This is a genomic window from Flavobacterium noncentrifugens, from assembly GCF_900100375.1.
Taxonomy (GTDB): domain Bacteria; phylum Bacteroidota; class Bacteroidia; order Flavobacteriales; family Flavobacteriaceae; genus Flavobacterium; species Flavobacterium noncentrifugens.
On sequence record NZ_FNEZ01000001.1, the window covers coordinates 959,276 to 971,067 of the forward strand.

Annotated in this window: 12 protein-coding genes and 1 tRNA gene; 9 read left to right on the forward strand and 4 right to left on the reverse strand. The window is 42.5% G+C overall.

All coding sequences use genetic code 11. The features are described from left to right. The first annotated feature begins 10 nt into the window (after window positions 1-10). From BLS32_RS04265 to BLS32_RS04275, 3 genes are read left to right on the forward strand one after another with little or no spacing between them, the layout of a single operon-like run. The gene (locus tag BLS32_RS04265) at window positions 11-3,295 is read left to right on the forward strand and encodes an efflux RND transporter permease subunit (RefSeq protein WP_091392166.1); all 3,285 of its coding nucleotides are present in this window, start codon (window positions 11-13) and stop codon (window positions 3,293-3,295) included. Continuing rightward, the gene (locus BLS32_RS04270) at window positions 3,285-4,373 is read left to right on the forward strand and encodes an efflux RND transporter periplasmic adaptor subunit (protein ID WP_091392168.1); all 1,089 of its coding nucleotides are present in this window, start codon (window positions 3,285-3,287) and stop codon (window positions 4,371-4,373) included. Before BLS32_RS04265 ends, BLS32_RS04270 begins: the two co-directional genes overlap by 11 nt. A 19-nt stretch (window positions 4,374-4,392) precedes the next feature. Further along, window positions 4,393-4,683, forward strand: a complete 291-nt coding sequence (locus BLS32_RS04275) for a DUF3861 domain-containing protein (RefSeq protein ID WP_091392171.1) — start codon at window positions 4,393-4,395, stop codon at window positions 4,681-4,683. A gap of 115 nt (window positions 4,684-4,798) precedes the next feature. Here BLS32_RS04275 and BLS32_RS04280 read toward each other — a convergent pair whose 3' ends face one another. Next, window positions 4,799-5,707: a LysR family transcriptional regulator gene (locus BLS32_RS04280; protein WP_091392172.1), complete on the reverse strand. Its 909-nt coding sequence runs from the start codon at window positions 5,705-5,707 to the stop codon at window positions 4,799-4,801. Window positions 5,708-5,809: 102 nt separating this feature from the next. Between BLS32_RS04280 and BLS32_RS04285 the strand changes: the two genes are divergently transcribed. The 4 genes from BLS32_RS04285 (at window position 5,810) to BLS32_RS04300 (ending at window position 8,059) form a co-directional block, all read left to right on the forward strand. Continuing rightward, entirely contained in the window at window positions 5,810-6,415 is a 606-nt protein-coding gene (locus tag BLS32_RS04285) for an NAD(P)H-dependent oxidoreductase (protein WP_091392174.1), read from the forward strand. Continuing rightward, the gene (locus BLS32_RS04290; protein WP_091392176.1) at window positions 6,412-6,702 is read left to right on the forward strand and encodes a putative quinol monooxygenase; all 291 of its coding nucleotides are present in this window, start codon (window positions 6,412-6,414) and stop codon (window positions 6,700-6,702) included. The genes BLS32_RS04285 and BLS32_RS04290 overlap by 4 nt, the downstream gene beginning before the upstream one ends. Window positions 6,703-6,720: 18 nt before the next feature. Continuing rightward, a complete protein-coding gene (locus tag BLS32_RS04295; RefSeq protein WP_091392179.1) occupies window positions 6,721-7,095 on the forward strand; it encodes a hypothetical protein in 375 nt (124 codons plus the stop codon). A gap of 61 nt (window positions 7,096-7,156) precedes the next feature. Next, complete coding sequence (locus BLS32_RS04300; protein ID WP_091392181.1) at window positions 7,157-8,059, forward strand: magnesium transporter CorA family protein; 903 nt, start codon at window positions 7,157-7,159, stop codon at window positions 8,057-8,059. 105 nt (window positions 8,060-8,164) lie between these two features. Here BLS32_RS04300 and BLS32_RS04305 read toward each other — a convergent pair. Further along, window positions 8,165-8,236, reverse strand: a tRNA-Arg gene (locus BLS32_RS04305). A 276-nt stretch (window positions 8,237-8,512) separates the two neighbouring features. On the opposite strand from BLS32_RS04305, the gene BLS32_RS04310 reads away from it, so the two are divergent. Further along, a complete protein-coding gene (locus BLS32_RS04310; RefSeq protein ID WP_091392183.1) occupies window positions 8,513-10,111 on the forward strand; it encodes an ELWxxDGT repeat protein in 1,599 nt (532 codons plus the stop codon). A 259-nt stretch (window positions 10,112-10,370) separates the two neighbouring features. After that, window positions 10,371-11,054, forward strand: a complete 684-nt coding sequence (locus BLS32_RS04315) for a hypothetical protein (RefSeq protein WP_139171687.1) — start codon at window positions 10,371-10,373, stop codon at window positions 11,052-11,054. A gap of 47 nt (window positions 11,055-11,101) precedes the next feature. Here the strand turns inward: BLS32_RS04315 and BLS32_RS04320 are convergent, their stop codons facing one another. Continuing rightward, window positions 11,102-11,422: a nucleoside triphosphate pyrophosphohydrolase family protein gene (locus BLS32_RS04320; protein ID WP_217639547.1), complete on the reverse strand. Its 321-nt coding sequence runs from the start codon at window positions 11,420-11,422 to the stop codon at window positions 11,102-11,104. A gap of 4 nt (window positions 11,423-11,426) precedes the next feature. After that, a complete protein-coding gene (locus tag BLS32_RS04325) occupies window positions 11,427-11,759 on the reverse strand; it encodes a nuclear transport factor 2 family protein (RefSeq protein WP_091392440.1) in 333 nt (110 codons plus the stop codon). Between the last annotated feature and the right edge of the window lie 33 nt (window positions 11,760-11,792).

Sequence of the window (11,792 nt, forward strand, 5' to 3'; positions counted from 1 at the left end):
ACACGCCAAGATGAATCTGATCCGATTTGCCCTACGTAAACCCATATCGATACTCGTGCTCGTTGCCGGATTGTTCTTCTTCGGAATCGGCGCCGTAAAAACCATCAAGGTCGATATTTTACCAAAAATGAACCTTCCTGTGATTTACCTCGCGCACCCTTTTGGAGGTTATACGCCAAACCAGATGGAGTCATATTTCGCAAAGAATTACGTCAACATTTTATTGTTTGCCAATGGCGTGAAATCCATAGAAACCAAGAATACGCAGGGGCTGACATTAATGAAAGTCACCTATTATGAAGATACGAACATGGCGCAGGCTGCCGCCGAATTAAGTGCGTTGTCGAACCGTATCCAAGCCGGATTTCCACCAGGTTCGCAGCCACCGTTCATTATCCGTTTTGATGCTTCTTCGCTGCCGGTTGGCCAATTGGTTTTGAGCAGCAAGACAAAATCAAACAACGAATTGCAGGATTTGGCGAATGTTTATGTGCGCGCATCGTTTACCTCAATTCCGGGATTGCTGTCGCCGCCACCTTTCGGCGGAAGCCCAAGAACAATCGAAGTGAATGTTGATCCCGATTTGCTGCGTTCCCACAATTTAACGCCCGACCAGATTGTTGAAGCGATTAAGATCAACAACCAGACGGCGCCTTCGGGAAATGTCAGGATTGGCGACCAGAATTACATTACGCCAACAAACAATACGATAAAAGAAGTTAAGGATTTCGAGAAAATTCCGTTGTTTAAAGGCGGCGTCCAAAATTTATATTTGGGCGATGTTGCCACGGTAAAAGACGGTGCCGATATTACCGCGGGTTATGCTTTGGTTAACGGGAAACGTTCGGTTTACGTCAGCATTGCCAAAGCCGGAGATGCTTCCACCTGGGAAGTCGTGCAGAATTTAAAGAAACAATTGCCAAAAATCCAAAGCACATTGCCTGAAGATGTGTCGCTTTCTTATGAATTTGACCAGTCGGTTTATGTGATCAATTCGGTTAAAAGTCTGATAACCGAAGGCGCGATTGGAGCAATCCTGACCGGATTAATGGTGTTGCTGTTTTTAGGAGACAAACGCGCCGCGTTCATCGTCATTTTAACGATTCCGATTTCGATCATTTCAGGTGTTTTATTCCTCAAATTATTCGGGCAAACCATCAATTTAATGTCGCTGAGCGGATTGGCTTTGGCGATTGGGATTTTGGTCGATGAAAGTACGGTTACCATCGAAAACATCCACCAACATCTCGATATGGGCAAACCCAAGGCACTCGCGATCTGGGATGCATGCCAAGAAATCGCCTTGCCAAAACTGTTGATTTTACTTTGTATTCTGGCCGTTTTTGCACCCGCATTTACGATGACCGGAATTCCAGGAGCACTGTTTTTGCCGCTTGCCATGGCGATCGGATTTTCGATGATCATTTCGTTTTTGCTGTCGCAGACGTTTGTCCCGATCATGGCAAACTGGCTGATGAAAGACCACGCACATCCAAATCACGGCCCGGAAATCACCGATGATGAAGCTGAATTCGTCGCATCGGGAATGATCGAAGGTTCAAATGCCGATTTTTCGGAGCAGAAAAAAGCATTGGTACAAAGAGACGATTTCAACAACGACGGAAAGATCAGCCGGTTTGAAAAATTCCGGAACCGGTTTATGAAATTGATCGACCGCATGTTTCCTTTCAGAAAAACCGTCGCTTTGGCTTATTTACTCGGAATTACAGCAATCGCAATTCTTCTATTAAATGTCATCGGGCAGGATGTTTTTCCAAAAACCAATTCCGAACAATTCCAGTTGCGTTTGCGCGCTGCGGATGGAACCAGATTGGAACGCACCGAAGAAAAAGCGCTGGTTACGCTCAAAGAACTTGAGAAAATGGTTGGGAAAGAGCACATTTCGATTACCTCGGTTTATGTCGGGCAGCATCCATCGCTGTTTTCAGTGTCGCCGATTTACCTGTTTATGGCCGGGCCGCACGAGGCTGTTTTCCAGGTCGCGCTGAAAGAATACCATGCCGATATGGATGTTTTTAAAGACGATTTCCGCAAGCGCATCAAAAAGGTTTTGCCGGATGTTAAATTGTCTTTCGAACCAATTGAGCTGACTGACAAGGTTTTAAGCCAAGGTTCGCCAACGCCAATTGAAATCCGCATTGCAGGAAAAAACAAAAAAGCAAACGAGCAATATGCCGCTAAAATCATCGACAAGCTGAATAAAATCAATTATTTCCGCGATGTACAATTGGGCCAGCCAATCAAATACCCATCGTTGGATATCAATATTGACCGTGTCCGCGCGGCACAATTGGGCGTTGACATGAATGACATTTCGCGTTCGCTGATCGCATCAACTTCCTCTTCAAGATATACCGAAAAAAATACGTGGATCGATGAAAAAGCTGGATTGTCGTATAATGTACAGGTTCAGGTGCCGCTCAATAAAATGAAAAGCGAAAGCGACATGGGCGAAATCCCGCTGCTTAAAAATGCGACGCGCCCTGTTTTGAGCGATGTTGCTACGATTACGCCGTCATTTACTTATGGAGAAAATGACAATCTGGGTGCGATGCCATACATTTCAGTGACCGCAAATATCGACCACACCGATTTGGGCACAGCCGTCAAAGATGTTAACAATACGATTACTTCATTAGGAGAATTGCCGCGCGGCATGTTTATCGAGCCGATCGGATTGAGTAAAGTTTTGGTCGAAACCATGGACAGTTTACAATCGGGATTGCTCGTGGCAGTCATTGTCATTTTCCTGATGCTGTCGGCGAATTTCCAGTCGTTTAAAGTGTCTTTAGTCATTTTAACGACAGTTCCAGCCGTAGTCTTAGGCGCCTTGTTGATGTTATTATTGACTGGATCAACGCTGAATTTACAATCGTACATGGGAATTATCATGTCGGTCGGCGTTTCGATTGCGAATGCCGTTTTATTGGTCACCAATGCCGAGCAATTGCGAAAACACAACGGAAACGCGCTCGAATCGGCACGGGAAGCCGCATCATTGCGTTTGCGCCCGATTATTATGACCAGTATTGCGATGATTGCCGGAATGCTTCCAATGGCCATCGGGCATGGCGATGGCGGTGAACAGGTTGCTCCGTTAGGCCGAGCAGTCATTGGCGGACTGTTATTTTCTACCTTTACAGTGTTGATTATCCTTCCGATGATTTTCGCCTGGGCGCAAGGAAAAAGCAGTACACAATCGGTTTCACTGGATCCCGAAGACAAAGAAAGCAAACATTATATCTCATCTTTACATACGCAACATGAAAAATAATTGGATCAGAATAGCAGCAGTAACATTGGCCTCAGCCGCGATTTTTACCAGCTGTAACAAAGCAGAAAGCAAGCCAGTAGCAGTTGAAGAAACACCAGCGATGGAAACGATTTCCCCGGTAAAAGAAAAATTTTCTACAGAGTTGCGCATGCCGGCAGAATTGACCGGATTCCAGCAAGTTGATATTTACGCAAAAGTCAGCAGTTATGTCAAAGAGTTGAAAGCAGATATCGGTTCGGAAGTCAAAAAAGGACAGCTGATCATGGTTTTGGAAGCGCCCGAAGTCAGTTCGCAACTCGCAGCTGCCGAATCGCGATTCCGGTCGCAGGAAGCGGTTTATTCAGGTAGCAACAGCACTTATAAACGGTTTCTGGAAACGAGCAAAACTGAAGGAACGATTTCTAAAAACGACTTAGAGCAGGCCGAAGCGCGCAAGAATTCTGACAATGCAAATTACCAGGCGGCAAAAGCTTCGTACCGCGAAATCCAGAATATTCAAAGCTACCTGCAAATTCGTGCGCCTTTTGACGGCGTGATTGCGGCGCGGAATGTGAATCTTGGCGCTTATGTTGGCCCAGCAGGAAAAGGCTCGGAATTGCCCTTGTTTACGATTCAGCAACAGGATAAATTAAGGCTTTCGGTTTACGTCCCGGAATCGTACAGCGGATTTTTGTCTGATGGCGATGCGTTAAAATTCAACGTAAAATCATTGCCGGGAAGGACATTCGAAGCAAAAATCGCAAGAAAATCGGGTGCGCTGGACAGCAGGTTGCGCTCAGAACGCGTGGAGATGGATTTTAAAAATGCCGATAAAAAATTACTGCCGGGCATGGTTGCCGAAGTCATTTTGCCGTTAACCGCAAAAGACAGCAATTATGTCGTTCCGAAAACGGCCGTTTTTTCTTCGAGTGAGGGCGTTTTTGTCTTGAAAGTCGAGAACAGTAAAACATTGCGCGTTCCTGTTCAGAAAGGGCGTGAAATTGAGGATAGGGTTGAGGTTTTTGGAGATATTACTGCGGAAACCGTTTTGGTGAAAGCAGCGAATGAGGAAATTAAGGATGGCACTTTGGTAAAATAAGTAAAGTATAAATTAAGTCATGCCTAAAAAAGCCAATACATACAAACTCACTTTGGAGCAGCTTTCGTCAATGAAAGAAGATGTTTTATTGCAGGATCCGCTGGTTTTGGAATTTGAAAATCACGATGAGATTTTTAAAATTATCGCGATCATGCGTGAGAAAAATCTTTTTGAAACAGAAAACCAATCAGTAGAATTTGCGATTGGGTTGAAATTGTTTAGCGAAGTGATGCTTAAAAACAGAAAGCATCCGCTGTTTGAAGATTTTTTTCCTGCGTTTGGCGACTTCATGAGAAAGTTAAAAAGCTGATTTTTGACAACCACCCGCGTTAAGGATGGAAGCGGAAATCCTTTTTATAGTGTAGCGCAGCGAAATTATAAAAAGATTGCAGCGGACAGCCTGGCCTGCAAGGCAACGCCCAATATCAACAAATGCAATTCACCATTTCTTTTTTGAAAATGGCTTCGATCTGCTCGATTTCTTTGGCGTAGATCGTTTTGCTGCGCGAGCCGAAATATAAAGTGTTTTCCATTATTGAAAACCCTTGCCACAACAGTTTGATGTTGCCGAGTTCGATTTCCTTGGCAGATAAAAAATCGGGGATTACAGCAATGCCGGATCCTGCGGATAAGCAACGGATGATTGAACCCATGTTTGGGACGATGTAATTGGGTTTAAAATCGGGGCGGCGGCCGAAATTAAGGTGCCAGAATTTTGTTAAATGTTCCATATCTCCGGCAGTTCCGTACCAGCTTTGGTTTTTGAGCCAATGTTGCAAACCATCTTTGTTTTTGGATTTGATGTGTGCGTTGAGTTCATCAGTAGGCGTTGCTGCGCCGCCAATCAGGACGATTTTTTCCTTGAAAAACGGTTTGAAAACCAACGATTTGTAATCACCTTTTTGCGGCGTGATAATCAGGTCTAAAATCCCGTTATCGAGGTCTTTAAGCATTTCGGGATATTCGCCAAATTTGATAATCACGTTGAATGGAAGCGTTGGTAAATATGATTCGAGTGTAAACTGAAAGGTTTCAAAACACATCCCAATGCTGATCGTGGGTTTTTCTTTTTCGGTGCTTTTGGTGAAATGCTGTTCGGCTTCTTCGAGGCGGCAAACGGCTTCCTGGATGTAATTGTAGAGTACTTTTCCGCGTTCGGTGGAAACCATTTTTCTCGAACTTCTATCAAATAATTTATGCCCGACATGTGCTTCGAGCGAACTCAAATGCAGGCTCACGCCGGGTTGTGAAATGTATAGCGCTTCGGCGGCCCCGGTTAGGGTTCCGGTTTCGTAAATTGCTTTAAAGGTTCGAAACCATTCGAGATTGACCATAATCTTATTATTATAATTGTGATGCAAATGTATGATTTATATAATTTTAATTATACAAATTCTAACGGTAATTTCGTATTCGATAATTAAAAGAAATAAAAGATGAAAATATTTGTAATAAATGGCGGCCAGGTTTTTGGGCATTCAGGAGGAAAATTCAACAAGACGGTTTTTGACACGACGATCGGATTTTTTAAAAATGAGGATGGATTTGAAGTAAAATCAACCGACATTAATGAGGCATATGATGTTGCTGAAGAAGTAAAAAAATATGTCTGGGCAGATGTCGTGATTTACCATACGCCAATCTGGTGGTTTCAACTGCCGCACGGCATGAAAAAATATATTGATGAGGTTTTCACCGAAGGCCACCAAAACGGCATTTACAAAAGCGACGGGCGTTCCTCAGCAAATCCGGAGATCAATTACGGAACCGGCGGCATGCTGCACGGTCGGAAATATTTGGTGACAAGTTCGTGGAATGCGCCGAAAACAGCATTTACGCTTCCGGGTGAATTTTTCAATGAAACGAGCGTCGACAATGGGCCACTTTTCGGCTTTCACCGAATGAATGCCTTTACCGGAATGAAGCCGCTCGAAAGCCTGCATTTTCACGATGTGGAGAAAAATGCCGACATCGCAGCCGACCTTAAAAGATATGTGGCACATCTGGACGGATTATTCATCAACAAAACCCAACTGTTATGATTGTTTATTTGACCGCAGTTGTCAAAAGCAAACCCGGAAAATCGGAGTTGCTGAAAAGCCTGTTGTTCGAACTGGTTTCGCATTCGATCAAGGAAAATGCGTGCCTGCAATATGAATTGCACCAGTCTTCGGATGATGAAAACGTGTTTATTTTCCATGAAGAATGGGCAAGTACCGAAGGTTTGGCTTTGCACAATTCGCAACCGCATCTGAAAGCGTTTGTAGAAAAATCGGCAGGAATTTTAGACGGCGGCTTCAATATTTACAAGACAAATAAAATATCATAGCCATTTGACGGTTGAAAAATGTTTGTGAAAACCTGGGCCATTTTTCAAGGTGAAGACATAGCCGCTACAGGAAACAGAAGCATAGAGGCAACACTGAAAATCCGCCAAAAAGATACTTTTGCCTTGATGCCGTTGCGCAGGGATCCGTTTTTAAATTCCACTGTAAATAGCGGCAAAGCACCCATAAGACATGCAGTAGCGATAAAAACGATAAAAAAAGCGGAAGTTCCCAAAAACGTACTTCCTTTTCCGCAGGTTAATTATTATGGTTACATCAAATCGAATCAACAGCAAAAAGAACTTGTCATGCTGAAAGTAGACGATAAACTTGTGCGGTTAAGGACAGGCGAATCGGAATCGGGCATACTCAAATCTGATAAAATTTTCCGTTAAATACTGTAACATGTTCAATCGGTTGTGAATGTAATTTTATGCCAACCAAATACATTGAGCCATGGCCGCAGAATTTTGCCATTTGAAAGACAGTAAAATTGAATGGACCGATTTCGTCGATCCGTCTGCTGAAGAACTTGAAGCCATCAGCAAGAAATACGACCTGAATCCGTATACGCTGATTGACAGTCTGGATCCGGATCATTTGCCGAAGTACGAAGAACACAACAATACCCATTTTATTATTGTGCGGTTGGCAAAAGAAGAGGAAAAACAAGACCAGTCCATCCGGACTTTGAGCAGTAAGATTGCCCTGTTTTTTAACGACGATTTCATCATTACGATCCATCGTGCAGAGCAGCCGCTGATTGCAACAATCCGTGAACAATTCGTCGATTCTGGAAAAATCAGTTCAACTACAGGCATTGCGGTCCGGATCATCCGCGAAGCGTTGCATACGTATGAACAGCCTGCTATGCAGCTTTCAGACAAGATTGACTTCTTTGAATCGAAGCTTTTCCTGAAGAAAAATTTTCCCGCCAATCTGATCGAATCGATTTACTTCCTTAAAAATAAGGCCGGAATTTATAAAAAGATCCTGTTACTAAGCAATGAAGTCGTGAGTTCTGTCAAAGTTGAAAGTGACGATCGCCCGGCACTTCGCGATGTACATGATCTGCATACGAAACTGGTTTTGCTGTACGACCAAGTTCAGGAAGACGCAAACAATCTACTCAATATTTACCTGTCGCTTTCGGCAAGAAAGACTAATGATGTGATGAAGATCCTGACGATTTTCTCGGTGTTTTTTATGCCGCTGACATTTATCGTGGGCGTTTACGGAATGAATTTTAAATTTATGCCGGAACTGAATTACCGTTATGGTTACCCGCTGGCGATGTTGTCTATGGTTGTTATTTCTGTGGTGATTTTTGTGTGGTTCAAGCGTAAGAAATGGCTGTAGAATAAAAAAGCCACCCGAAAAGAGCAGCTTTTGTGTCGCCAATCCCGAAACTTCGGGAGAACTTGCTCTAAATGTTTGGCATGACATTTAAATTTTATCTTAAAGTGATCCCGCCAAGAATCGAACTTGGATCTAAAGTTTAGGAAACTTCTATTCTATCCGTTGAACTACGGGACCGGAAATTGGCTTAAAGCCGGCTGCAAATATAAGAGAAATTTTATTTTCAGCTTCTTACAGGCTTCGGTTTTTTATCAAAGACATTTTTATGCGGAATGCCAATCTATAGTTTTTCTAATTTCCGATATCGTATTCGTACATTTCAATGTTACCAAAACATTAAAAAGTTAGTTTCTGTAAGAAAATTAACATAATTCGTTGTGTAAAAAGACTATATTTATAAATGTCTTCTAAGATTTATTTCTGAAAAGCGCACACAACTAAATCTTTTATACAATGAAAAGAATCATTACTTCTCTTATGTTTATTGCAGCCGCTTATCAGGCACAGGCGCAAAATCCGGTAATCACGCTCGTGAAGGACATTTATCCGGGACCGGAAGGATCCAGCATCCGCACCCAGGCCGAATTCAACGGCAAACTTTATTTTAATGCAGATGACGGTATCCATCAGGAAGAACTCTGGGTTTCCGACGGCACTTCAGCAGGAACGCAGCTAGTAAAAGACATCAGCCTCAGCGGAAGTTCTTCGATCACCGAATTGACGGAAGTCAATGGAAAACTCCTTTTTTCGGCCAATGACGATTCAAACGGAATCGAATTGTGGGTTACAGACGGCACCGCATCGGGAACGGTAATGCTTAAAAATATTGCCGCGGGAAGCAACAGTTCCGTCCCATCCAATTTTAAAAAATTCAATGACAAGATACTTTTTACTGCAAATGATGGTGCCAATGGTGAAGAATTGTGGATTACAGATGGAACTGCAGCGGGAACTATAATGGTAAAAGACATCAATCTGCTGGGAAGTTCCTATCCGTATGGTTTTACCGAATTGAACGGAAAAGTGTTTTTCCAGGCTGACAACGGTATCAATGGTACAGAACTTTGGGCCACCGACGGCACAACATCCGGAACACAAATGATCAAAGACGTTTGGGCCGAAGGCGACTCTTACCCAAGAAGTTTTGCTACGCTGAACGGCAAATTGTATTTCCGTGCCGATGACAGTCGCGGTGATGAATTGTGGGTTTCTGACGGAACGGACGCCGGAACCGTTTTCGTAAAAGACATCAATACGGCCGAAGGTGACGGATCGAGCATCAACGAATTTACAGAACTCAACGGAAAATTATTGTTCCGCGCGCGCGATGAAGCATCCAGTTTCGAACTTTGGATTACCGATGGCACTGCAGATGGCACGCACATCGTAAAAGATATTTTTCCGGGTGACGGCGCATCATTTCCGGGCGCGCTTACAAAATACAATGGCAAAATTTATTTCCAGGCAACCGATGGCGTGCACAATACCGAACTTTGGGCAAGCGATGGCACGACAGAAGGTACTTTTATGGTAAAAGACATTCATCCAACCGATTATTCTGCACCAAATGAATTCATCGAATACAATGGTTTACTGTATTTTGTCGCAATTGACGGGACAAATGGCAGCGAACTTTGGGTTACTGACGGAACGGAAGCAGGAACGACTAAAATCCAGCCTGACAACGCAGTGAGTCCGCTCTATTTTATTCCGTTCTTTAAAGTTTACAACGGCAATTTGTATTTCAAAGCCGAATTTGGAACGGCTGGGGCCGAATTATGGAAGCTTTCGACCGAACCGCTTTCAACCATTTCAACCGATGCAAAATCGCAAAGCACCGTGTATCCGAATCCGGTTTCAGACAGGCTGAATATCAATCTGAAGAATGCGAAAATTGAAAATGTAACCATTTATTCAGTGTCTGGAGTAAAAGTGCTTGAAGCAAAAAATCAGGAGACGGTAGATGTTTCGCAACTGAATGCCGGTGTTTATTTTGTCAAAATCCAAGATGATAAAAACGGTGTATTTTACAACAAAATCGTCAAAATATAGAAATACGACATTTTTTAAAGCTGCTTATTTGGGCAGCTTTTTTTATAATAGTTTAGTGTAACACCATCGTAAACAATCTGGAAAGAAGTATGGAATACGAATATGCTGTGAATTGCCCCGAATATTTCTCCACAACTGACATTCATACATCGGTTAAAAATATCATTTTATTTTACTGTATTTTTGAATTGAAATCTGGTTTAATCTTTTTCTGTCCGTAATGCAAATTAATCTAACATATCTACCAAAATTAAATACAATGAAAATAGTAAGTCTTTTGTGTTTCTACATTTTATCCGTCGGTTGCCAAGGCGGGAAAAGCCATGAATCAGATCCTTTGGACGAGATCAAGGCGCAATTTCATGTAGCAGTCAAATCGTTGCCAGAAGAAAACGTTAATGGCAATTATGTTGTCCAGGTCGACAACCTGAACACAGAAACCAAAAAAGCATATCCACCGGTACTTATCGCTTCAAAATCGGCACAAATCATTTTTGAAAGGCTTTCCAGCGAACAAAAAAACAGCACTGAAATGATCCAGGTTTACGTGAACTCAATATTTAAAATGGATCATTATAAATTTAAATTAACCGATCTGCAAAGAATCACGCCATTTTTAAAAGTTGCAAAAGCAGGTGCCGAAGACATTGCCAGCGGCGATTATGAAGGGTTTTTCAAGATGGCCGACAGCAGTTATCTGAAAAAAGCGGATTATGACAATTACATCAAAACCAAGATCGAACCGTTTCCTGAAAATTTTGAAGGCATTTCGGAAATTAAAGATGGCGGCTTTGAATTTGAAGAATCTGACGGGATAAATGTGGTTCGGGTTTATTACAATTCTATGTCTTCAACCAAGGTTAGTTTAAGCTACGAAATCGCTTTTGTTGACAATGGAAATTGCAAAATTGGCGGATTGTATGTACAGCAAAAAGCATTTTAGCTAAAAACAACTCTGATTTTTTAATTCAGGAATTGAAGAAATAAATGTTACTTCTCCAAAAGTTTTTCTGTTTTTGATAAAAAGTTTTCCATGGCTTCGTTAACGTCAATTCCAGATCTGTTTGCCAGGACAATCAGCCACCAAATGCTTTCGCCGATTTTGTGTTCGAGTGCTGCATCGGAATTTGATTTTGGCCAGCGCTGTTGCTGTGACATGATGTTTCGACCCACCAATGCGGCATCGGTCAGAAAGGCGAGCGCATCTTCGGATGTCGTCCATTCGCTGCCGTGGTGCTGGATTTCGAGTTCGTGGTATTTTTTTCTGATTGCTGTAGAGCGGCTGATGAGGTCTTCAAAATTTGTATTCATAATTTTAAATTAAGTCTGCTTTTACGGTTGCTATTTTTTCATTTTTGAAAGTAAAATCGAATGTGCCTCCGATTTTGCCTTCGGGAAATTCCCCGGTAAATTCTACTTCAAGATGCGCATGATGATCCTGAATGCTTAAACTTACAAATTTCGTTTGGGTTTTGTATCCGATAAAATAACTGTTGAAATAGTCGCGGATGCCGGGATGGCCAACAAACTTTCTACCCACTGACGGATCGTTCAGTACGGCATCTTCAAGGTATTTGTCTAAATATTTTTCGGTGTTGTAGCTGTTGGCTAAAGCAATCCAGTCGTGTAAAAAAACTTCAATGTCCATGAGGAATCGTTTGGTAAAATTGTTTAAGATCAG